This window comes from Streptomyces sp. NPDC026377, assembly GCF_055567715.1.
In genome coordinates, this window is the sequence record NZ_JBVHPV010000013.1 from 143362 (window position 1) to 166171 (window position 22810).

Below are 22810 nucleotides of genomic sequence, written 5' to 3' on the forward strand. Positions count from 1 at the left end.
GGCCGCGCCGGGATGCCCGGTGGTGTGCCGTTTCTCCCCGCCTGGGGCGGCGGGATGTCCGGGGGCGGCCCCGCGCTTCGCGGCGGGGGCTGTCCGGGGGGCCTGAGCCTCGCGGTGGCGGGTTGGCCGGGGCGGCACTGAGCCCTGCGGCCGTGAGCTGTCCGGGGGTGGGTCCACCCGTGGGTGGGGACGGCCGATCCAGGGGAGGTGTTCGGCCCGGTCGCGGAGGGCCTGTCCGACCCGGAAATCTCCCGCGCGCCGCACATCTCCACGGCGACGGTGAAGACCCACATCGACGACCTCTTCGCCAAGACGGGCGCCAGGACCGGCCCCAGGCCGTGCGGTATGCCTATCGGCACGGCCCCACCCGTCCACCGGGCCCGGCCATCACCTAATGGGGTGAAGAGGGGGCGTTGAAGAGTGCGGGGGCGTCCCCTCTGCCCATCCTTGGGCACGCGGCCGAACAGGGCCGTGGACTAAGGAGTGTTGTTCGGTGGAGAAACGGGAACGGCACGACCCGGCGGCGGCACGGATCGACGACCCCTGGTACGACGCGCTCGCCTCGGGCTGGGGCGAACTGGACGGCACGGTGCCCGCGTTGGCCCCGCCGCCGCAGCGGGCGCCCGAGCCGGTGCCCGGGTACACCGCGGCGGACATCTATCTGGAGGTGCAGCGCAGCGCCGCCTTCCAGGAGGTGCGCGCCCGCTACCGCAGGTTCGTGGTCCCGGCCGCGCTGGCGTTCCTCGTCTGGTACATCGCGTACGTCGTCGCCGCCACCACGGCGCCCGAGCTGATGGCGCGTCAGGTCGCGGGGGCGGTCAATGTCGCCATGGTCGCGGGGCTCGGCCAGTTCCTCTCCACCTTCCTGCTGACCTGGGCGTACGCCCGGCATGCGCGGCTGCGCCGGGACCGGGCCGCGCTCGAACTGCGATGGGACACCCAGGAGATGACACGGGGGGTGGCCAGGTGAGCGTCGGCAGGGACTATCAGGCGCTGGCGCTGCTGCTGTTCAGCGCGTTCGTGGCGGCCACGCTGGCGATCACCACCTGGGTGAGCCGCGACCGGCACGGCTCGGCCGAGGAGTTCTACGCGGGCGGGCGCCTCTTCTCCCCCATGGAGAACGGTTTCGCCATCGCGGGCGACTACATGTCGGCCGCATCGTTCCTGGGCATCTCCGGGCTCATCGCGCTCTTCGGGTACGACGGGATGCTCTACTCCGTCGGCTTCCTGGTGGCCTGGCTGGTGGTGCTGCTGCTGGTGGCGGAGCTGGTGCGCAACTGCGGGCGGTTCACCCTGGCCGACGTGATCGCCGCCCGGATGAGCGAGCGCCCGGTCCGGATCGCGGCGGGAACCTCCTCGGTCACCGTGTCCGTTCTCTATCTGGTGGCGCAGATGGTCGGCGCGGGCAGTCTGGTGGCGCTGCTGCTCGGCGGCTCCAGCGGCGCGGCCCGGGCGTGGACCGTCATCGGCGTGGGCGCGTTGATGGTGATCTATGTGTCGCTCGGCGGGATGCGGGCGACCACCTGGATCCAGATCGTGAAGGCCGTCCTTTTGATGGCGGGTGCGGTCACACTGACGGTCCTGGTGCTGATGCGCTTCCACGGGAACATCAACCTGCTGCTCAACACGGCGGCCGAGCGGAGCGGGCACGGAAAGGAGTTCCTCGCCCCCGGGCTCAGATACGGCGGCGGCTGGACCGCGCGGCTCGACTTCATCAGCCTGGGCCTGGCCCTGGTGCTCGGTACGGCGGGGCTGCCGCACATCCTCTCCCGCTTCTACACGGTGCCGACCGCGCGGGCCGCGCGCCGCTCGGTCGTCTGGGCGATCGGCCTCATCGGCGGCTTCTATCTGATGACCATCGTGCTGGGCTTCGGGGCGGCCGCCGTGGTGGGCTCCGCCGAGGTGAAGTCCGCGAACGCGGCGGGGAACACGGCCGTACCGCTGCTCGCGCTCAATCTGGGCGGTGGCGCGGGCTCCACAGGCGGAACGGTTCTCTTCGCGGTCGTGGCCGCGGTCGCCTTCGCCACCATCCTGGCGGTCGTCGCCGGGATCACACTGGCCTCCTCCGCCTCCGTCGCCCACGATCTGTACGCCTCGCTGCGGCGGCGCCACGCCCGGCAGCACAGCGAGGTGACGGTGGCCCGGATCGCCGCGGCCGGGATCGGGGCGGTCGCCATCGGCCTGGGGCTGCTGGCCCGGGACATGAATGTGGCGTTCCTGGTCGGGCTCGCCTTCGCGGTCGCCGCCTCGGCCAATCTGCCGGTGCTGCTCTACTCGCTGTTCTGGCGGAACTTCACCACCCGGGGCGCCATCTGGGCGGTCTACGGCGGGCTGATCCCCGCACTGGTCCTCGTGGTGCTCTCGCCGGTCGTCTCCGGCGGCCCGCAGGCGCTGTTCCCCGGGGTGGACTTCCAGTTCTTCCCGCTGGAGAACCCGGGCCTGGTCTCCATCCCCCTGGGCTTCCTCGCCGGCTGGATGGGCACCGTCACCTCGGCCGAACCACCGGACGCCGCGCGCCACGCGGAGACGGAGGTGCGGTCGCTCACGGGGGCGGGCGCGGTGTAGCGACTGGGCAGGATCGATCCGCCCGAGGGCGGGTGCCGGGCCGCCCCCTCGGCAAGCGACAGCGCCCAGGCGGACCGGTACCACCGCGTCCGTGAACCGGGTGGTGAAGGGCCGGGGCACGCGGGTCAGCGGCCGGTCGCCCAGGTATAGCGGTGCTCGGGGCGGCCGGTCTCGCCGTAGCGCAGACCGAGCCGTACCCGGCCCGTCCGCTCCAGGAGCTTCAGATAGCGCTGGGCGGTCTGCCGGCTCACCCCCGTCCGCTCGGCGATCTGCTGCGCCGAGAGCGGGCCCTCGGCGGCCAGCAGCACCTGGCGCAGCAACTCGGCCGTGGTGGGGGAGTGTCCCTTGGGCAGGTCGGGCTCGGAGGGGACCGAGAGGGCGCCGAAGATCCGGTCCACCTGGGCCTGTTCCGCCTCCCCGCCGCCGTCCAGGGTGCGGCGCAGCGCGGCGTATGCCTCCAGTTTGGTGCGCAGCCCCGCGAAGGTGAACGGTTTGACGAGGTACTGGAGCGCCCCCTGGCGCATCGCCGCCTGGACGGTGGCCACGTCACGGGCGGCCGTCACCATGATCACGTCGGTGTGGTGGCCGAGGCGGCGCAGCTCGCGTACGACGGCGAGACCGTTCCCGTCCGGCAGATAGTGGTCGAGCAGGACCAGATCGACGGGGCGCGCGGCGATGAGCGCGAGCGCCTCCGCGGCCGCATGCGCCTTCGCCACCACCCGGAAACCGGGAACTTTCGCGGTGTACGCGGCATTGATGTCGGCGACCCGCCGGTCGTCGTCCACCACGAGAACGTCGATCATCGCGCCTCCTCATGCGGGAAGGTCCCGTGCGGATCTTCGGCCGGTGCGGTTCTGGCCAGGTCCTCACCCGATACGGCACCGCCCACCGCCTCACCCACCGCCCCGCCCACCGTCTCCTTCAGCGCCTCGCTCAGCGCCTCCGGCAGGACGACCGTGAACTCCGCCCCGCCGCCGGGCGCCGGCGCCACGCGCGCGTGGCCGCCCTGCCGCTCGGCGAACCGGCGGACCAGGGCGAGCCCGAGGCCCCGCTTGCCGTGGGCGGGCAGCTCCTTGGTGGACCAGCCCTCGGTGAAGATCTGCTCGCGTTGCCCGTCGGGAACGCCGGGGCCGCTGTCGACGACCCGCAGTACGGCCGTACGTCCCTCGGCGCGCAGGGTGACACCGACCGAGGCGTCCGGAGTGCCGGCGGCCGCGTCCAGGGCGTTGTCCACGAGGTTCCCGACGACGGTGACGAGCCCGTGCGGATCGACGAGGCGGTCCGGGAGGAGGCTGTCCGGCGTGATGCGCAGGGCGACCGCGCGCTCGGCCGCCACGGTGGCCTTGCCGACCAGCATCGCCGCGAGCAGCGGGTCACGGACCTTCTCGGTCACCTGCTCGGCGGTGGTCCGGTGCACGCCGACGACCTCGGTGACGAACTCGACCGCCTCCGGGTACATCTCCAGCTCCAGCAGACCCAGCAGGGTGTGCAGGCGGTTGGCGTGCTCATGGTCCTGGGCGCGCAGCGCGTCGATGAGGCCGTGGGTGGAGTCCAGCTCGCGCCCCAGACGTTCCAGCTCGGTGCGGTCGCGCAGGGTGGCGACGGCGCCGCCGTCGTCGGTCGGCATCCGGTTGGCGACCAGGACGCGGTGGCCGCGTACGGTCAGCAGGTCGGTGCCCGAGACGCGCCCGGTGAGCACATCGCTGGTCCGCCCGGCGCCCAGCACCTCGTCCAGCGGGCGGCCCGCGGCCTCGGGGCCGACGCCGAGCAGCCGCTGGGCCTCGTCGTTGAGCAGCCGGACGCGGCCGCTCCGGTCGAGGGCCACGACACCCTCGCGGATCGAGTGGAGCATGGCCTCACGCTCCGCCAGCAACGCCGAGATGTCGGAGAAGGCCAGGTCACGGGTCTGCTTCTGGATCCGGCGGGAGATCAGGTACGCGGCGAGCGCCCCGGCCGCGAGGGCGCCGCCCGCGTAGGCGAGCAGCTCGGGTATCGCGGCGAGGAGCCGGGCGCGCACGCTGTCGTACTCGATCCCCACCGACACCGCCCCCACGACGGCGCCGCCCGCGTCCCGCAGCGGCACCTTGCCGCGCGCGGCGCGGCCCAGCGTGCCGCTGTCGATCTCCATGACGTCCTCACCCGCCAGCGCGTCGCTGGGGTCGGTGGAGACGACCTTGCCGAGCTGGCGGCCGTCCGGGTGCGACCATCGCACCCCGCGCCGGTCCATGACCACCACGTACTCGGCGCCGGTGGCCCGGCGGATCCGTTCGGCCTCGCGCTGCACGGGACCGTCGGCCACGGGCCCGGACGCGACGAGGTCGGCCGCGAGCCGCGGCTGGGCGGCCGTGGTCTGGGCGATGGCGAGGGCCCGGCGCATCGCCTGGTCGTCGAGCTGGTGGCTGAGCGGGGCGAGGAACAGGCCGGTCGCGAGCACGGTGACACCGGCGGCGATGGCCAGCTGCATCAGGAGCACCTGGGAGAAGACGCGCTGGGGCCGGCCGAACCGCCGCCGTCCGGGTGGGGGCATCGTGGGGACGGCACTCATGCCTATGCACGGTAGACGGCGGATCGACGCATTCCGAAATCTGTTCGGTCCGTGGGCATCCGTGGGTGACGGCCGTCGTTTCGCTGCAAGACCCGAGCGCTCCGGTACGCGGGGAAGGGGCGGGGAGCGGCTGGTTCGCGCGGTGGGAGCCATGGACGGCTGGGCGCGGTCGAGGCCGCCCTCGCGCCGCTGGACGGTGTCCACGAGCCAGCCGCTCACCAGGACGGCCGCGGCGCTCACCGGGCCGGTTCCGGCGAGCGTGGCGGCCGTCCAGAGGGCGGTCTTGGCGGGGGGGCGGAGCCAGGTGTACGGGGCTGTCGTGGCTGTCACGGGACCTCCCGGGGGTGGGTGCGCCGCCGGTCGCGGCGGCACTCGATCTGCCCGCCTCCCCCTCCGGCGACGCGCGGCCGGGGCGGCGGTCACGCGCGTTCGGGCCGGGCGCGGGAGCCGCTCGGGTGTGCGCGGGGCGCCCGGCCGCCCGGGCCCGGGGCGCCCATATCCTGGAGCGGGCCCCGGGGGCTTCTCCCCTCGTCCCGGGGAACACCCCGCCCCCCCACCCGTACGCGCCGCCCAGAAAGGCCCCCTCGTGAGTCCGACCGGTCCGACCCAGCAGATCCCCGTCGTGGTCCTCGCGGGCTTCCTCGGCTCGGGCAAGACCACCCTGCTCAACCATCTGCTGCGGGCGGGCAGGGGCACCCGGATCGGGGCGATCGTCAACGACTTCGGATCCATCGAGATCGACGCGATGACGGTGGCCGGACAACTGGGCGACTCGACGCTCTCGCTCGGCAACGGCTGTCTGTGCTGCGCCGTCGACGCGAGCGAGCTGGACGTGTACCTGGAGAAGCTGACCCGGCCCGCCGCCCGGCTCGACGTGCTCGTCATCGAGGCGAGCGGGCTGGCGGAGCCGCAGGAACTGGTGCGGATGGTGCTGGCCAGCGAGAACCCACGGGTCGTCTACGGCGGCCTGGTCGAGGTCGTCGACGCGGCCGAGTACGTCGCGACCCGGGCCCGCCATCCCGAGATCGACCGCCATCTCGCGGTCGCGGACCTGGTGGTGCTCAACAAGACCGACCGGGCACCGAGGGCGGAGCTGGACCGGCTGCGGGCGTCCCTCGACGGGGGCGCGCCGGTGGTCGAGTCCGTGTACGGGCGGGTCGACCCCGAGCTGTTCTTCGACCGCAGGCCCAGCACCGAACGGGTCGGCCAGCTCGCCTTCGAGGATCTGCTGGACGAGGAGGAGGCGCCCGGGGAAGAGCACGGGCAGGCGTGCGGCCCCGGGTGCGCCCACGCGGCCCATCTGCACACGGCGTACGAGTCCGTCGCCTTCACCTCGGCCGTCCCCATGGACCCGCGCCGACTGATGGCCTTCCTCGACAGCCGCCCCGAGGGCCTCTACCGCATCAAGGGGTTCGTCGACTTCGGCCAGGCCGACCCAGTCAACCGGTACGGCGTTCACGCCGTGGGCCGGTTCCTGCGCTTCTACCCCGAGCCCTGGCCGCCCGGCGAGGAGCGGCTGACCCAGCTCGTCCTCATCGGCTCACGCATCGACACCGGGGCCCTGCGCACCTGCCTGGACGCGGCCGTGGCGGAGCGGCCTCGGGACGTCCCGGACGAGGCCGCCATGTGGGGCGTCCTGCGCTACGTCCAGGGGGACGGGGCGCAGGAGGCCGAGGTGGCGGACGCGGCGGCCCCCGAGGAGGAGGACGCGGCCTTCGACGCGGAGGGCGCCCACGAGGCGGACATCGCCGAAGGGGCCGGCGGGGTCCCGGGCGAGGAGTAGGCCCCGCCCTCGGTCCGCCGGCCCCTTCGCCGCGCCCCGCCCGTCCGCGCCCGCTACAGCGGGGGACCCGCCAGCACCGACACCGTGTGGCCCAGCGGTGTGCCCGAGCCGTCGCGGCGCGGGTCGGGCTCAGGAAGCTCCACCGGGGTGCCGTTGGCCTGCGCCGCCTTCGCCGGGGCCGCGCCCGCCCAGGCCAGGACCAGCATGTCCTCGCCCTTCAGGAACCGCTGGCAGCGCACTCCGCCGGTGGCCCGGCCCTTGCGCGGATACTGGTCGAACGGCGTCAGCTTGACCGTCGCCGCCGAGTCCCCGAGCAGCGTGCCGCGCGAGCCCGCCACCGTGAACACCACCGCGTCCTTCGCCGGGTCGACCGCGGTGAACGAGATCACCTTGGCCCCGTCGGCGACCTTGATGCCCGCCATACCGCCCGCCGGGCGGCCCTGCGGGCGCACCTGGGAGGCCTGGTAGCGCAGCAGTTGCGCGTCGTCGGTGATGAAGACCAGGTCTTCCTCGCCGGTGCGCAGCTCGACCGCGCCGACGATCCGGTCGCCGTCCTTGAGGGAGATGACCTCCAGCTCGTCCTTGTTGGCCGGATAGTCGGGCACCACCCGCTTGACCACGCCCTGCTCGGTGCCGATCGCCAGGCCCGGCGAGGACTCGTCCAGCGTCGTCAGGCACACCAGCGTCTCGTCCGCCTCCAGCGAGAGGAACTCCGAGACCGGGGCGCCGCCCGAGAGGTTGGGCGCGGCGGCCGTGTCCGGCAGCTGCGGCAGGTCGATCACGGCGAGCCGCAGCAGCCGCCCGGCCGAGGTGACCGCGCCGATGTCACCGCGCTGGGTCGCCGGGACCGCGGAGACGATCACGTCGTGCTTGGTGCGGCGCTCGGCCTCCGTGAGCGGTTCCGCGTTCGCCGTGCGCGCCAGCAGGCCCGTCGAGGAGAGCAGCACCCGGCACGGGTCGTCCGCGACCTCGAGGGGCACGGCCGCGACCGGCGCACCCGCCGACTCCAGCAGCACCGTACGCCGCTCGGTGCCGAACTTCTTGGCCACCGCGGCCAGTTCGGACGAGACCAGCTTGCGCAGCTCGCTGTCGGACTCCAGGATGCCGGTCAGCTCGTCGATCTCGCCGGTGAGCCGGTCGCGCTCGCTCTCCAGCTCGATGCGGTCGAACTTGGTGAGGCGGCGCAGCGGGGTGTCGAGGATGTACTGCGTCTGGATCTCGCTGAGCGAGAAGTGCTCGATCAGGCGCTGCTTGGCCTGCGCCGAGTTGTCACTCGACCGGATGAGACGGATGACCTCGTCGATGTCGAGGAGCGCGACGAGCAGGCCCTCCACGAGGTGCAGCCGGTCACGGCGCTTGGTGCGGCGGAACTCGCTGCGCCGGCGCACCACCTCGAAGCGGTGGTCGAGGTAGACCTCCAGGAGCTCCTTGAGGCCCATGGTGAGCGGCTGGCCGTCCACCAGCGCCACGTTGTTGATGCCGAAGGACTCCTCCATCGGCGTCAGCTTGTAGAGCTGCTCCAGGACGGCCTCCGGGACGAAGCCGTTCTTGATCTCGATGACCAGGCGCAGACCGTGCGAGCGGTCGGTGAGGTCCTTGACGTCGGCGATGCCCTGGAGCTTCTTGGAGCCGACCAGGTCCTTGATCTTGGAGATCACCTTCTCGGGGCCGACCGTGAACGGCAGTTCCGTGACGACCAGGCCCTTGCGGCGCGCCGTCACGTTCTCCACGGCCACCTTGGCGCGGATCTTGAAGGTGCCGCGGCCCGACTCGTACGCGTCCTTGATGCCGGACAGGCCCACGATCCGCCCGCCGGTCGGCAGATCGGGGCCGGGGACGAAGCGCATCAGCGCTTCCAGGTCCGCGTTGGGGTGGCGGATCAGATGGCGGGCGGCGGCGATGACCTCGCCCAGGTTGTGCGGGGGCATATTGGTCGCCATGCCGACCGCGATCCCGGTCGCGCCGTTGACCAGCAGGTTCGGGAAGGCGGCGGGCAGGGCGACCGGCTCCTGCTCCTGGCCGTCGTAGTTCGGCGAGAAGTCGACGGTGTCCTCGTCGATCGACTCGGTCATCAGCTGGGTGGCGTCGGCCATCTTGCACTCGGTGTACCGCATCGCGGCCGGCGGGTCGTCGTTGCCGAGCGAGCCGAAGTTGCCGTGGCCGTCGACGAGCGGCAGGCGCATGGAGAAGGGCTGCGCCATCCGCACCAGCGCGTCGTAGATCGACGCGTCGCCGTGGGGGTGGAGCTTGCCCATGACCTCGCCGACCACGCGCGCGCACTTCACATAGCCGCGCTCGGGGCGCAGGCCCATCTCGTTCATCTGGTAGACGATGCGGCGGTGGACCGGCTTCATGCCGTCGCGGGCGTCCGGCAGGGCCCGCGAGTAGATCACCGAGTAGGCGTACTCGAGAAAGGAGCCCTGCATTTCGTCCACGACGTCGATGTCGAGGATCTTCTCCTCGAAATCGTCCGGCGGCGGGGTCTTCGTGCTGCGGCGGGCCATCGCGGCTGCGGCTCCTTCACCAACGTGTTCTTCTTAGCGACCACCAACAAGGTCTGCTGCTGACGCCGACCATTGTGGACCGTCCCACTGACAACGCCGACCGCGACCCGGGAACTTCGCCAGGTGTCGGTGCGCTTGCATACAGTGGCAGGACTTCTTCACCGCGATCGAAGGGACGTACATGCCCATGGGTCACACGGCCACCGCCCAGGCCGGCTCCGGCGGCCTGACAGCGACCGAGCACCGGCTGGCCAACGGCCTGCGCGTGGTGCTCTCCGAGGACCACCTGACCCCGGTCGCCGCGGTCTGCCTCTGGTACGACGTGGGCTCCCGCCACGAGGTCAAGGGCCGCACCGGCCTGGCTCACCTCTTCGAGCACCTGATGTTCCAGGGCTCGCACCAGGTCCACGGCAACGGCCATTTCGAACTGGTCCAGGGTGCCGGCGGCTCGCTCAACGGCACCACCAGCTTCGAGCGCACCAACTACTTCGAGACCATGCCCACCCACCAGCTGGAGCTCGCGCTCTGGCTGGAGGCCGACCGCATGGGCTCGCTGCTCTCCGCCCTGGACGAGGAGTCCATGGAGAACCAGCGCGACGTCGTCAAGAACGAGCGCCGCCAGCGGTACGACAACGTGCCCTACGGCACGGCGTTCGAGAAGCTCACCGCGCTGGCCTACCCGGAGGGCCACCCGTACCACCACACGCCGATCGGCTCCATGGCCGACCTGGACGCGGCGACCCTGGAGGACGCGCGCGCCTTCTTCCGTACGTACTACGCGCCCAACAACGCGGTCCTCTCGGTGGTCGGCGACATCGACCCCGCCCAGACGCTCGCCTGGATCGAGAAGTACTTCGGCTCCATCCCCTCCCACGACGGCAAGCAGCCGCCGCGCGACGGCACGCTGCCCGGCGTGATCGGCGAGCAGCTGCGCGAGGTCGTCCACGAGGACGTGCCCGCGCGCGCCCTGATGGCCGCATACCGGCTGCCGCACGACGGCACCCGTGAGTGCGACGCGGCGGACCTGGCGCTCACGGTCCTCGGCGGCGGCGAGTCCTCCCGCCTCCACAACCGCCTGGTGCGCCGCGACCAGAGCGCGGTGGCGGCCGGATTCGGCCTGCTGCGCCTGGCCGGCGCCCCCTCGCTCGGCTGGCTGGACGTGAAGACGTCCGGCGGCGTCGACGTCCCCGACATCGAGTCGGCCGTCGACGAGGAGCTCGCCCGGTTCGCCGAAGAGGGCCCCACGGCCGAGGAGATGGAGCGCGCCCAGGCCCAGCTGGAGCGCGAGTGGCTGGACCGGCTCGGCACGGTCGCGGGCCGCGCCGACGAACTCTGCCGGTACGCGGTGCTGTTCGGCGATCCCCAGCTCGCGCTGACCGCCGTCGACCGGGTCCTCGACATCACCGCCGAGGAGGTGCGGGACGTGGCCCGGGCCACCCTGCGCCCGGACAACAGGGCGGTGCTGGTCTACGAGCCGACCACCGCAGAGGCAGACGAGGCGGCCGACGCCGACGCAGAGGGAGCAGAGCAGTGAGCGAGACCGGCGTGACCATGCAGTTCCACCCCCAGCCGACCGCCGGCACCGCGCGTCCCTGGGCCTTCCCCGCCCCCGACCGCTCCACCCTGCCCAACGGGCTGACCGTGCTGCGCTGCGACCGCCCCGGCCAGCAGGTCGTGGCCGTCGAGATCTTCCTGGCCGCCCCGCTGGACGCCGAGCCGGCCGGTCTGGACGGCGTCGCCACCATCATGGCGCGCGCGTTCTCCGAGGGCACCGACAAGCGCTCCGCCGAGGAGTTCGCCGCCGACCTGGAGCGCTGCGGCGCCACCCTGGACGCGCACGCGGACCACCCGGGCGTCCGGGTCTCCCTGGAGGTGCCGGTCTCCCGGCTCCCCAAGGCGCTCGGGCTGCTCGCCGAGGCGCTGCGGGCCCCCGCGTTCGCCGACGCCGAGGTCGACCGCCTGGTGCGCAACCGCCTCGACGAGATCCCGCACGAGCTGGCCAACCCCGCGCGCCGCGCCGCCCAGCAGCTCTCCAAGGAGCTCTTCCCGGCCGGCGCGCGCATGTCGCGCCCGCGCCAGGGGACCGAGGAGAGCGTGGCGCGGATCGACGCGGCGGCGGTACGGGCCTTCTACGAGGCGTACGTCCGCCCCGCCGCGGCCACCGCCGTGGTCGTGGGCGACCTGGGCGCCACCGACCTGGACGCGGTCCTGGCGGACACCCTGGGCGCCTGGACGGGCACCCCGGCCCAGGAACGCCCGATGCCCCCGGTCACCGCCGACGACACCGGCCGCGTGGTCATCGTGGACCGGCCCGGCGCCGTCCAGACCCAGCTCCTGATCGGCCGGATCGGCCCGGACCGCCACGACCGCGTCTGGCCCGCCCAGGTGCTGGGGACGTACTGCCTGGGCGGCACCCTCACCTCCCGTCTGGACCGCGTCCTGCGCGAGGAGAAGGGCTACACCTACGGAGTGCGCTCCTACGGCCAGGTGCTGCGCTCCGGCCCCGAGGGCACCGGCGCCGCCATGCTCGCCATCAGCGGCTCGGTGGACACGCCCAACACCGGCCCGGCCCTGGACGACCTGTGGACGGTGCTGCGCAAGCTCGCCGCCGAGGGGCTGACGGACGCCGAGCGCGAGACGGCCGTGCAGAACCTGGTGGGCGTGGCCCCGCTGAAGTACGAGACGGCCGCCGCCGTCGCCGGGACACTGGCCGACCAGGTCGAGCAGCACCTCCCGGACGACTTCCAGGCGCGGTTGTACGCGCGCCTGGCCGACACCGGCACCGTGGAGGCCACGGCGGCGGTCGTCAGCGCCTTCCCGGTGGACCGTCTGGTGACGGTCCTCGTCGGGGACGCGGCACAGATCGCGGAGCCCGTCAAGGCGCTCGGCATCGGTGAAGTCACCGTCGTGGCGGGCTGATTGGGCCGTCCGCCGAAGGCGGGCGGACGGGCCGGATGGGGACCCCGGTGGCCGAGTGGCCGCCGGGGTCCGCCTTTATGCCCGTTTTGTTAGGGAGGTTGCCTGTCTGTCATGTGGCGTGCGCAACAAAAAGACGTGTCTGTTTGGTGATTGAAAGATCAGCCGTCTAGCGTCAGTCCGGCTGTCCGTCACCACCCGTCGCAGCCGCGGCACCGGACAGCGATCGCCGAGTCCCCAATGGCGCGAGCCAGGGGAGCCGGGGACCCACTCAGTCCCTGGGGTGAATCGGAAGCCTCCGCCCGCGGAGGGGCCCGTAGGAGACCTTCCAGCTCCGAACCCGTCAGCTAACCCGGTAGGCGAGATGGAAGGAAAGGAACCGCCTCTCCATGGCGTTCACCCGTGCCACCGGGAAGCACCGCCGGCCCAGCGCCGTGTCGCGCAAGAGCGCGAACATAGCGGGCATCGCCACCCTCGCCACCGCCGGCGTCGTGGGCACCCTCGCCTCCCCGGCCATGGCCGCCGACAGCTCGGCGTCCGCCGCCGCCTCGGTCGAGGACACCGGCATCACCCAGGCCATCGTGATCGGTGACTCGCTCGCCGACCGGATCGACGCCCAGGCCGCCGCCCAGAAGCACGCCGCCGACAAGGCCCGCGCCGCCGCCGAGGCGAAGCGCAAGGCCGAGGCGAAGGCCAAGGAGGAGCGCGAGGCCAGGGAGCGCGCCGCCCGCGAGGCCGAGCGCAAGCGCCTCAACTCCTTCGTCGCCCCGATCGACGGCGGTTACGTCTCCACCGGCTACAAGAGCGGCGGCTCGATCTGGTCCTCCGGCAGCCACACCGGCATCGACTTCCACGCGGGCGAGGGCACCCCGGTGCACGCGGTCGGTCTGGGCACCGTCGTCGAGGCGGGCTGGGGCGGCGCCTACGGCAACAACATCGTGATCCGGATGAACGACGGCACGTACACGCAGTACGGCCACCTCTCGTCCATCGGGGTGTACGTCGGCCAGCGCGTCGAGCCGGGCCAGCAGATCGCCCTCTCCGGCAACACCGGCAACACCACCGGCCCGCACCTCCACTTCGAGGCCCGCACGGGCCCGGCGTACGGCTCGGACATCGACCCGATCGCGTATCTGCGCTCGCACGGCGTCAACGTCTGACCCGGCCGTCCCCGCATCCCGACCGCAAGCCCCCGGAGCGCATCGCGCCGGGGGCTTCGGCGTGCCGTCCGGCGCGCGCGCCCGTCCATGGCCAAAAGATATGCCTGGCATACGGCACGTCACCGGGAATTAACAGACGCTGGAATAGAGTCGCCGAACAGGCGTCGATCGACCGCGTTTCGCGGGGATTAAGGCGGAGGTTCGGTCATGCGCATTCCCGCGCAATCGGTATGCACGGCAATCCGCGACGACATCGTCTCGGGGCTCTTCGCACGCGGCAGCCGGCTCACCGAGGAAGTGCTAGCCCGGCGGTACGGCGTCTCCCGCGTGCCCGTCCGCGAGGCGCTGCGCACCCTGGAGTCCGAGGGGTTCGTCACCACGCGCCGGCACGCCGGGGCGTGTGTCGCCGAGCCGACCGAGCAGGAGGCCGCCGACCTGCTCGAACTGTGCGCCCTGCTGGAGCCGCTGGCCGCGTCGCGGGCCGCCGCCCGGCGCACCGAGGCCCATCTCAAGGTGCTGCGCGGCCTGGTCAGGCTCGGCCAGGACCGCGTGCGGCGGGCCCAGGGCGAGGATCTGCGCTCCCTGGGCGTCTGGTTTCACGAGACGCTCGCCCAGGCCTCCGGCAGCCCCGGCCTCATCGCGCTGCTCACCCAGCTGCGGCACAAGATCGCGTGGATGTACGTGGCGGAGCAGCCCGCGCTGCCCGCCGAGTACTGGGCGGAGCACGGGGCGCTGGTGGACGCGCTGGCCCGCGGCGACGCCGAGCGGGCCAGGATGCTGGCCGCCCGCCACGCCGAGCGCGCGTTTTCCGCCTATCGGCTGCGGCGCCCGGCGGACGTGAGGATCCCGCAACATGCCGTAAACACCGCGAGCGCCCGTGCTTAACAGGTTCGCCGTATACAAAGGGGTGATTCGGCGGGGCGGATTCGTGCTGCCCGAAAGTGGCGCGGAATGCACGGGCGGGGTCGGCCGGTCCGCGTTACCGGGCGCATAAGCCGGAGCAGTACCTATGGGAAAAGGAAAGGAGCCGCAGACCCGGAATTCGGGTCCGCGGCTCCGATCGCGAAGTGCGGTGACACGCGGTGCGCCGGGACGGCGGCGCGGCGCCGGTTCCCGGCCGGCCGCAGTCGGCGGGATCGCGCCCGCCGGGCCGGGGCAGCCGGACCGGTCGGCCGGCTCAGACGGTCTCGGGGAGCTCCTCGAGACCTTCCTCGACCAGCTTCGCCAGACGGTCCAGGGCCGCGTCGGCGCCCTCCGCCTCGGAAGCCAGCACGATCTCCTCGCCGCCCTGCGCGCCCAGGCCGAGCACCGCGAGCATGGAGGCGGCGTTGACCGGGTTGCCGTCGGCCTTGGCGATCGTCACGGGGACGCCGGAGGCCGTGGCGGCGCGGACGAAAAGGGAAGCGGGGCGGGCGTGCAGGCCCTCGGCCCAGCCGACATTGACGCGGCGCTCAGCCATGGTGATGCCCTTCGAGATCTCTCACGGTTGTCTAGACCAGTCTCTCATGTCCTGCGCGGTGCTCGTGCCGACGTCGGTCCCGGATCCGGCGGCCCCTCGGCCCGGGCGCCCTCTCCACCTTGCCCCCTACCTTGACCCGACCCAACCGGCCCCGCGACCCGTAGGCTGCCCGTATGCAGGCTCCGCAGGAGAAGACGCAGGACCCCGCGTACCCGGCCCACTGGGAGGCCGACGTCGTGCTGCGCGACGGGGGGACCGCGCGGATCAGGCCCATCACGACCGACGACGCGGAGCGGCTCGTCTCGTTCTACGAGCAGGTGTCGGACGAGTCCAAGTACTACCGCTTCTTCGCGCCCTACCCCCGGCTCTCCGCCAAGGACGTGCACCGCTTCACCCATCACGACTACGTGGACCGGGTGGGGCTCGCGGCGACGGTGGGCGGGGAGTTCATCGCGACCGTCCGCTACGACCGGATCAACGCCCAGGGGCGGCCCGCCTCGGCGCCGGCCGACGAGGCGGAGGTGGCGTTCCTGGTCCAGGACGCCCACCAGGGGCGCGGGGTCGCCTCCGCGCTGCTCGAACACATCGCGGAGGTCGCGCGCGAGCGGGGGATCAGACGGTTCGCGGCGGAGGTGCTGCCCGCCAACAACAAGATGATCAAGGTGTTCACGGACGCGGGCTACCAGCAGAAGCGGTCCTTCGAGGACGGCTCGGTCCATCTCACGCTGGATCTGGAACCGACCGCCGAGTCGCTGGCGGTGCAGCGCGCGCGTGAGCAGCGCGCCGAGGCCCGCTCGGTGCAGCGTCTGCTCGCCCCCGGCTCGGTGGCCGTGATCGGCACCGGCCGCGCGCCGGGCGGCGTGGGCCGCACGGTGCTGCGCAACCTCTTGGGGGCGGGGTTCACCGGGCCTGTGTACGCGGTCAACCGGGCCCTCCCGGAAGGAGGTTCCGAGATCGACGGCGTCCGGGCGGTCCGCTCGCTCGGCGAGCTCGGGGAGCCGGTCGACCTCGCCGTCGTCGCCGTCCCGGCCGAACGGGTGCCGGAGGCGGTCGCGGAGTGCGGCGAGCACGGGGTGCAGGGACTGGTCGTGCTGTCCGCCGGGTACGCCGAGAGCGGCGCGGCCGGGCGCGAACGCCAGCGCGAACTGCTGCGCCAGGTGCGGTCGTACGGGATGCGGCTGATCGGGCCCAACGCGTTCGGCGTCATCAACACCGCGCCCGGGACGCGGCTGAACGCCTCGCTCGCGCCCGAGCCGCCGCGGCGCGGGCGGATCGGCCTGTTCACCCAGTCGGGCGCGATCGGCATCGCGCTCCTGTCGGGGCTGCACCGGCGGGGCGCGGGCCTGTCGGCGTTCATCTCCTCGGGCAACCGGGCGGACGTCTCGGGCAACGACATCCTCCAGTACTGGTACGAGGACGCGGACACGGACGTGGTCCTGCTGTACCTCGAATCCATCGGCAACCCGCGGAAGTTCACCCGGCTCGCGCGGCGGACGGCCGCGGTGAAGCCGGTGGTCGCGGTGAAGGGAGCCCGGCACAGCGGCTCGACCCCGCCGGGCCACGCGGTCCCGGTGACCCGGGTCCCGGACAAGGCGGTCTCGGCGCTGCTGCGCCAGGCGGGCGTGATCCGGGTGGACACCGTGACCGAGCTGGTCGACGCGGGCGTCCTCCTCGCGGGCCAGCCGCTCCCGGCCGGGCCGCGCGTCGCCATCCTCGGCAACTCGGAGTCCCTCGGCCTGCTCACGTACGACGCCTGCCTCACGGAGGGGCTGCGCCCGCACCCGCCGGTCGACCTGACGACGGCGGCCACCCCCGAGGACTTCCGCGACGCGCTGGTCCGGGCCCTGGCGGACGAATTCTGCGACGCGGTGGTGGTCACGGCGATCCCCTGGATGGGCGAGCCCGGCCACCCCGACGAGGCCCTGGCCACGGCCCTCCACCAGGCCACGACGACGGCCCCGGGCAAGCCGGTGGCGGTGGTGCACGTGGAACTGGGCGGCCTGGCAGAAGCCCTGGCAAGCGCGGCAAGCACGGCCCCCCGCACAACACCCCCTCGCCCCCAGCCGACGGCCCCGGCGGACGTGCGGAGCCACCCCCTGACGGAAATCCCGGGCCGGAGCCCCGAGGACGCCCGGAGCCACACCCCCGCCGGGGGCCCGGGCCACAGCCCCGAGGAGCCCCACGGACACGCCTCCACCGGGACCCGGGGGCGCACCCCGAGCCATACCCCCACCGGCCTCACGGGGCGCGGCCCCGAGGACGCCCGGAGCCACACCCCCTCCGGGAGCCAGGGCCACACCCCCGGGGAGAGCCGGGTGAGCGCCCCCACCGGGCTCCCGGGGCACAGCCCCGAAGGGGTGCAGGGGCGCAGCCCCGCCGGGGGGCCGGGGGCGGAGCCCCCGGGGAGGTTCTCCCTTCTCGGCCCGCCCCCACCCCCGGAGGGTTTCGGGAAGGGGCGGGGCGGGGGAGAACCTGCCGCCCACCACGCACCCGCAGCCGCCTCCACACCTACCCCCACCCGCATCCCCGCCTACCCCGCCGCGGAACGAGCGGTCCGCGCCCTCGCCGAGGCCGTCCGTTACGGGCAGTGGCGACGCCAGGCCGCCGAGCAGGGCAGGGTGCCGCAGTACGACGACATCGACGAGACGGGCGCCGCGGCCGACATCGAGCGGCTGCTCGGGGACGCGGACCCCAGGGGCACCACCCTGCCCGCCGAGGCCGCCGCCACCCTCCTCGCCCGGTACGGCATCCCCGTACGCCGAGCCCTGCCCGCCCCCCACCCCGACGCCGCCGTCGCGGCCGCCGCCCGCCTCGGCTACCCCGTCGCCCTCAAGACCACCGCCCCGCACCTGCGCCACCGCCCCGACCTCGGCGGCGTCCGCCTGGAACTCGCCGACGAGGAGCAACTGCGCCGCGCCTACGCGGAGTTGACGCACGCCCTGGGCAAGCCAGAGGAGCTCCAGCCGGTGGTCCAGGCGATGGCCCCGCGCGGTGTGGACACCGTGGTGCGCGCCGCCATCGACCCGGCCGTCGGCGCCGTGCTCTCCTTCGGTCTCGCCGGAGCCGCCTCCGAGCTGCTCGGCGACACCGCTCACCGTCTGGTCCCCGCCACCGACCGGGACGCCGCCGAACTGGTCCGGTCGATCAGGACCGCCCCCCTCCTCTTCGGCTGGCGCGGCTCCGCGCCGGTGGACACCGCGGCCCTCGAAGAGCTGCTGCTGCGGGTCTCGCGGCTGGTCGACGACCACCCGGAAGTCGTCGCCGTCTCCCTGGAGCCGGTCGTCGTCGCCCAGCAGGGCCTGTCCGTACTCGGCGCGAGCCTGCGTCTGGCGCCACCGCCGCCCCGCTCCGACCTGGGCCCGCGCCGCCTGCCCAGCTACTGAAACGATCGGGCCCCGGGGCCCCGTAGGATGGAGTCCATGGCGAAGACCGGCACGATGACCCAGGGGCTGCGCGCGGCGATCGAGCGCAGCGGCTACTACCCGGCCCTTGTGGCCGAGGCGGTGGAGGCCGCCGTCGGTGGTGAGCCGATCGCGTCGTACCTGGTCCACCAGGAGACCACCTTCGACGCCAACGAGGTCCGCCGCCATGTGACGGTCCTGGTCCTGACGGACAACCGTTTCATCGTCAGCCACACCGACGAGCAGAACGCGGACACCAGCTCCCCGACGCCGTACGCCACGACCTCCACCGAGTCCGTGAAGCTCGACCGGATCTCGTCGGTGGTCGTCAGCCGCGTGGTGGCCAACCCCGAGTCGTACACCCCGGGCACCCTGCCCCGCGAGGTCGTCCTGACCATCGGCTGGGGCGCGGTCTCCCGGATCGACCTGGAGCCCGCCGCCTGCGGCGACCCGAACTGCGACGCCGACCACGGCTACACCGGCAGCTCCACCGCCGACGACCTGAGCCTGCGCGTCAGCGAGGCCGGGGACGGCCCGGACACCGTGCGCCAGACCCTCGGCTTCGCCCAGGCCCTCTCCGAGGCGACCGCGGCGACCGCCCGCTGATGGTCCAGCCCGCCTGGCAGGACCCCGAGCCCCTCGCCCTCGACACCGCCCCCCTGCCCGAGTACGGCAGCGGCTCGCTCGCCGATCTGCTGCCCACCCTCGCGGCGGGCATGGGCGTGCCCGGGACGACCGCCGCCATCGCGGAGCTGACCCCGGCCGACCGGAACTGCGTGTTCCTGATCGACGGGCTCGGCTGGGAGCAGATCAAGGCGCACCCCGACGAGGCACCGTATCTGCACGGGCTGCTCGCCGGTTCGCGCGGCGGCACCGGACGGCCGATCACGGCCGGGTTCCCGGCCACCACCGCCACCTCGCTCGCCTCCGTCGGCACCGGTCTGCCGCCCGCCGCACACGGCCTGCCCGGCTACACCGTGCGCGACCCGCGGACCGGCGAGCTGATGAACCAGCTCCGCTGGAAGCCCTGGACCGACCCGCACGTCTGGCAGCCCCACCCGACGGTCTTCCAGCTGGCCGACGCGGCGGGCGTGCACACCGCACAGGTCTCCTCGCCGACCTTCGAGCACACCCCGCTCACCAAGGTCGCGCTCAGTGGCGGAACGTTTCACGGCAGGCTGACCGGCGAGGACCGCATGGACCTGGCCGCCGCCCAACTGGCCGCCGGGGACCGCTCGCTCGTCTACACGTACTACAGCGAGGTCGACGGCAAGGGCCACCGCTTCGGCGTGGACTCGGACGCCTGGCGGGGCCAGCTGATGTACGTCGACCGGCTGGTCCAGCGGCTCGCCGAGCAGCTGCCGCCGCGCTCCGCGCTCTATGTCACCGCCGACCACGGCATGATCGACATCCCCTTCGACGAGGAGTCCCGTATCGACTTCGACGAGGACTGGGAGCTGCGCGCGGGAGTGGCCCTGCTCGGCGGTGAGGGCCGGGCCCGCCATGTCTACGCCGTCCCCGGCGCCGAGTCCGACGTGCTCACCGTCTGGCGCGAGGTGCTGGGCGAGCAGTTCTGGGTGGCGAGCCGCGACGAGGCCCTGGCGGCGGGCTGGTTCGGGCAGCCGGGCGTCTGCGACGAGCGGGTGTACGGGCGGATCGGCGACGTCGTCGCGGCCGCCCACGCCGATGTGGTGATCATCGCCTCGCGCAACGAGCCGCACGAGTCGGCGATGGTCGGCATGCACGGCTCGATGACCCCCGTCGAGCAGCTCGTGCCGCTCCTCGAAGTACGCTCGTAGTCTCCCTCCCCGCCCCTCCCCGCACCTCGCTGTCTCGTCCGTCTCCTGTACGCGGACGCGTGCGCAGATCCGAAAGGTCCTCACCCTCCCATGCCCGAGCTGGTGTTCTTCTCCGGAACGATGGACTGCGGAAAGAGCACCCTCGCTCTTCAGATCGAGCACAACCGCTCCGCGCGCGGCCTCCAGGGCATGATCTTCACCCGGGACGACCGCGCGGGCGAGGGCAAGCTCTCCTCCCGGCTCGGGCTGGTGACGGACGCGGTGGAGGCGGCCGAGGGCTTCGACTTCTACGCGTACCTGGTCGCTCACCTCTCCCAGGGCGGGCGCTGCGACTATGTGATCGCCGACGAGGCGCAGTTCCTCGCACCCGGCCAGATCGACCAGCTCGCCCGGGTCGTCGACGACCTCGACCTGGACGTCTTCGCCTTCGGCATCACCACCGACTTCCGCTCCAAGCTCTTCCCCGGCTCGCAGCGGCTGGTCGAGCTGGCGGACCGCGTCGAGGTGCTCCAGGTCGAGGCGCTCTGCTGGTGCGGGGCGCGGGCCACGCACAACGCGCGTACGCGGGGCGGGGAGATGGTGGTCGAGGGCGCGCAGGTCGTCGTCGGTGACGTGAACCACTCCGAGGACGAGATCGGGTACGAGGTGCTGTGCCGGCGCCACCACCGGCGCCGGATGACGGCCGCGGCGGCGCGGGCGGCCGCCCTGTCGCCGGACGTCCTCCCCGTCGACGCGTAGCGCGCCGCGGCCTCCCCGCTCCGTCCGCGCCGCCGGTGCGGGCATGCCCGGGGAGGGCTCAGGGCGCCGATCTCACCAGCGTGAACACCGCCCCCTCGGGGTCCGTCACCGTCGCCGCCCGGCCGCTCGCACCGTCGCGGGGCGGCTGGAGGACATGGCCCCCCAGCTCCGTCACCCGCTGGGCCGCCTCGTCGGTGTCGGCGACCTCGAAGTACGTCATCCAGTGCGCGCCCTTGTCGCGCGGCAGCCCGTGGCCCACCCCGCGCAGGGAACAGACCGGGCGGCCCCCGATGTGCAGCGTCACCTGGTCGGCGTCGGCCGATTCCACCGTCCGCCGCTCGTAGCCGAACACCGACTCGTAGAACTTGCCGACCGCGGCGGTCTCGCGGGTCACCAATTCGTTCCAGACGGGGGTGCCCGGGGCGCCCGCCACCATCGTGCCGACGTGCGCCTGCGCCTGCCAGGCGCCGAAGACGGCCCCCTCCGGGTCCGAGGCGATCACCAGCCGCCCGGCGTCGCCCGCCTCCAGCGGACCGACGCCGACCGTGCCGCCGCAGTGCCGGATCGTCTCGGCCGTGGCGTCGGCGTCGTCGGTGGCCAGATACGTGGTCCAGGCGATCGGCAGATGCCGGTCGGGCGGGAGCTGCCCGATGCCCGCCACCTCCGCGCCGTCGAGCAGGGCCCGCACATAGGGGCCGAGCGAGGCCGGCCCCGGCCGGAACTCCCAGCCGAACAGCGCCGCGTAGAACTCCTGGGTGGGAGCCAGGGCATGCACCATGAGGCTCACCCAGCAGGGTGTGCCGGGCGTGCGCCGGGTCTCTGCCTGGGACATCGTGACTCTCTCCTCGGACCATCGCTAAGGGATCGCGCCCTGAAGAGACGGGCGGCCGGGCCACGCCGACGCCCGCCTTCCCGCAGATGCTTGCACCACCGACGGCCAAGCGCGCCCCGGCCGCGCCGCTTTTGGCGCGTTCCCGAAGGAGGATGCCCGCTTTGGCATTTCTCATCCGTTTCGGGGCCGTTACGCGGCGCCGCGCGCTGCGGAAGGATGGCCCCATGAACGCCATCATCAGCGCATCCGAACTGGCGGACGAGCTGGCCGGGGAGCGCCCCCCGGTCCTTCTGGACGTCCGCTGGCAGCTCAGTCTGGCGAAGGCGGCCGGCGCCGCCCCCTTCGACGGCCGGGCCGCGTACGAGGCCGGGCATCTGCCCGGCGCGGTCTTCGTCGACCTCGACGCGGAGCTGGCGGGACCGCCCGGCGCGGGCGGGCGCCACCCGCTGCCCGACGTCGAGGCGTTCGGCGCCGTGATGCGCCGGGCGGGCGTGTCGGCCGGGACGCCCGTCGTCGTCTACGACGGCGGCCAGGGCTGGGCCGCGGCCCGCGCCTGGTGGCTGCTGCGCTGGACGGGGCACGAGGACGTACGGGTCCTCGACGGCGGCCTCGCCGCCTGGACCGGTGACCTGACGGACGAGGTCCCGGCGCCCGCCGAGGGCGACTTCGTGCCCGCGCCCGGCGCGGTCGGCCTGCTCGACGCGGACGGGGCGGCGGCGCTCGCCCGGTCGGGGCTGCTGCTGGACGCCCGCGCGGGTGAGCGGTACCGGGGCGAGGTCGAGCCCATCGACCGGGTGGGCGGCCACATTCCCGGCGCGGTCTCCGCCCCCACCACCGAGAACGTGGGCCCGGACGGGCGCTTCCTGCCGCCCGAGGTCCTCGCCGACCGCTTCACGTCCCTGGGGGCGTCGGGCAACGAGGTGGGCGTGTACTGCGGTTCGGGGGTCTCCGGCGCCCATGAGGTGCTGGCCCTGGCGGTCGCGGGCATTCCCGCCGCGCTCTACGCCGGGTCCTGGTCGCAGTGGTCCTCGGACGAGTCGCGCCCGGTCGCCACCGGCCCCGACCCGCAGTAGCGCGGACCGAGGGGCCCGCGCCGGACGCGGGCCCC

18 protein-coding genes and 1 riboswitch are annotated in these 22810 nt (G+C 73.4%); of the genes, 13 read left to right on the forward strand and 5 right to left on the reverse strand.

The features are described 5' to 3' along the window. The first annotated feature begins 207 nt into the window (after nucleotides 1-207). The 3 genes from ACZ4MU_RS25295 to ACZ4MU_RS25305 all read left to right on the forward strand — a co-directional run bounded on the left by ACZ4MU_RS25295 (nucleotide 208) and on the right by ACZ4MU_RS25305 (nucleotide 2565). Nucleotides 208-417, forward strand: a complete 210-nt coding sequence (locus ACZ4MU_RS25295; RefSeq protein WP_467880733.1) for a LuxR C-terminal-related transcriptional regulator — start codon at nucleotides 208-210, stop codon at nucleotides 415-417. A gap of 76 nt (nucleotides 418-493) precedes the next feature. Next, nucleotides 494-970 carry a DUF485 domain-containing protein gene (locus tag ACZ4MU_RS25300; RefSeq protein ID WP_467880736.1) on the forward strand — a complete coding sequence of 159 codons (477 nt, stop codon included), beginning with the start codon at nucleotides 494-496 and terminating at the stop codon, nucleotides 968-970. Next, entirely contained in the window at nucleotides 931-2565 is a 1635-nt protein-coding gene (locus ACZ4MU_RS25305; RefSeq protein WP_467880739.1) for a solute symporter family protein, read from the forward strand. The genes ACZ4MU_RS25300 and ACZ4MU_RS25305 overlap by 40 nt, the downstream gene beginning before the upstream one ends. 125 nt (nucleotides 2566-2690) lie before the next feature. Here the strand turns inward: ACZ4MU_RS25305 and ACZ4MU_RS25310 are convergent, their stop codons facing one another. Further along, complete coding sequence (locus ACZ4MU_RS25310) at nucleotides 2691-3368, reverse strand: response regulator (RefSeq protein WP_467880742.1); 678 nt, start codon at nucleotides 3366-3368, stop codon at nucleotides 2691-2693. After that, nucleotides 3365-5110 (reverse strand): ATP-binding protein, encoded by a 1746-nt coding sequence (locus ACZ4MU_RS25315; protein ID WP_467880745.1) that lies wholly within the window; start codon nucleotides 5108-5110, stop codon nucleotides 3365-3367. The genes ACZ4MU_RS25310 and ACZ4MU_RS25315 overlap by 4 nt, the downstream gene beginning before the upstream one ends. Nucleotides 5111-5696: 586 nt before the next feature. On the opposite strand from ACZ4MU_RS25315, the gene ACZ4MU_RS25320 reads away from it, so the two are divergent. After that, nucleotides 5697-6893, forward strand: coding sequence for a CobW family GTP-binding protein (locus tag ACZ4MU_RS25320; RefSeq protein ID WP_467880748.1), 1197 nt, complete (start codon nucleotides 5697-5699; stop codon nucleotides 6891-6893). A gap of 53 nt (nucleotides 6894-6946) precedes the next feature. On the opposite strand, the gene ACZ4MU_RS25325 is transcribed toward ACZ4MU_RS25320, so the two are convergent. Continuing rightward, nucleotides 6947-9397, reverse strand: coding sequence for a DNA gyrase/topoisomerase IV subunit A (locus tag ACZ4MU_RS25325; protein WP_467880751.1), 2451 nt, complete (start codon nucleotides 9395-9397; stop codon nucleotides 6947-6949). A 181-nt stretch (nucleotides 9398-9578) separates the two neighbouring features. Between ACZ4MU_RS25325 and ACZ4MU_RS25330 the strand changes: the two genes are divergently transcribed. From ACZ4MU_RS25330 to ACZ4MU_RS25345, 4 genes are all read left to right on the forward strand, one after another. Continuing rightward, a complete protein-coding gene (locus ACZ4MU_RS25330) occupies nucleotides 9579-10931 on the forward strand; it encodes a M16 family metallopeptidase (RefSeq protein WP_467880753.1) in 1353 nt (450 codons plus the stop codon). Nucleotides 10932-10948: 17 nt separating this feature from the next. Continuing rightward, the gene (locus tag ACZ4MU_RS25335; protein WP_467880964.1) at nucleotides 10949-12316 is read left to right on the forward strand and encodes a M16 family metallopeptidase; all 1368 of its coding nucleotides are present in this window, start codon (nucleotides 10949-10951) and stop codon (nucleotides 12314-12316) included. 214 nt (nucleotides 12317-12530) lie between these two features. Beyond that, a riboswitch (cyclic di-AMP (ydaO/yuaA leader) is annotated at nucleotides 12531-12690 on the forward strand. 12 nt (nucleotides 12691-12702) lie between these two features. Beyond that, on the forward strand, nucleotides 12703-13473 hold the full coding sequence (locus tag ACZ4MU_RS25340) for a M23 family metallopeptidase (protein WP_467880755.1): 771 nt from the start codon (nucleotides 12703-12705) through the stop codon (nucleotides 13471-13473). 207 nt (nucleotides 13474-13680) lie between these two features. Continuing rightward, nucleotides 13681-14358: a GntR family transcriptional regulator gene (locus ACZ4MU_RS25345; RefSeq protein ID WP_467880758.1), complete on the forward strand. Its 678-nt coding sequence runs from the start codon at nucleotides 13681-13683 to the stop codon at nucleotides 14356-14358. Between the two features lie 292 nt (nucleotides 14359-14650). On the opposite strand, the gene ACZ4MU_RS25350 is transcribed toward ACZ4MU_RS25345, so the two are convergent. Further along, a complete protein-coding gene (locus ACZ4MU_RS25350) occupies nucleotides 14651-14932 on the reverse strand; it encodes an HPr family phosphocarrier protein (protein WP_467880761.1) in 282 nt (93 codons plus the stop codon). Between the two features lie 173 nt (nucleotides 14933-15105). Here ACZ4MU_RS25350 and ACZ4MU_RS25355 point away from each other — a divergent pair, with 173 nt between their 5' ends. The 4 genes from ACZ4MU_RS25355 (at nucleotide 15106) to ACZ4MU_RS25370 (ending at nucleotide 20870) form a co-directional block, all read left to right on the forward strand. Continuing rightward, entirely contained in the window at nucleotides 15106-18315 is a 3210-nt protein-coding gene (locus tag ACZ4MU_RS25355; protein ID WP_467880764.1) for a bifunctional acetate--CoA ligase family protein/GNAT family N-acetyltransferase, read from the forward strand. 36 nt (nucleotides 18316-18351) lie between these two features. After that, a complete protein-coding gene (locus ACZ4MU_RS25360; RefSeq protein WP_406555411.1) occupies nucleotides 18352-18939 on the forward strand; it encodes a DUF5998 family protein in 588 nt (195 codons plus the stop codon). Beyond that, nucleotides 18939-20132: an alkaline phosphatase family protein gene (locus tag ACZ4MU_RS25365; protein ID WP_467880768.1), complete on the forward strand. Its 1194-nt coding sequence runs from the start codon at nucleotides 18939-18941 to the stop codon at nucleotides 20130-20132. The genes ACZ4MU_RS25360 and ACZ4MU_RS25365 overlap by 1 nt, the downstream gene beginning before the upstream one ends. A 90-nt stretch (nucleotides 20133-20222) precedes the next feature. Then, on the forward strand, nucleotides 20223-20870 hold the full coding sequence (locus tag ACZ4MU_RS25370; protein WP_467880771.1) for a thymidine kinase: 648 nt from the start codon (nucleotides 20223-20225) through the stop codon (nucleotides 20868-20870). A 58-nt stretch (nucleotides 20871-20928) separates the two neighbouring features. Here the strand turns inward: ACZ4MU_RS25370 and ACZ4MU_RS25375 are convergent, their stop codons facing one another. Further along, nucleotides 20929-21702, reverse strand: a complete 774-nt coding sequence (locus ACZ4MU_RS25375; RefSeq protein ID WP_467880773.1) for a VOC family protein — start codon at nucleotides 21700-21702, stop codon at nucleotides 20929-20931. Nucleotides 21703-21926: 224 nt separating this feature from the next. Between ACZ4MU_RS25375 and ACZ4MU_RS25380 the strand changes: the two genes are divergently transcribed. Further along, entirely contained in the window at nucleotides 21927-22775 is an 849-nt protein-coding gene (locus ACZ4MU_RS25380; protein ID WP_467880776.1) for a sulfurtransferase, read from the forward strand. Nucleotides 22776-22810 lie beyond the last annotated feature (35 nt).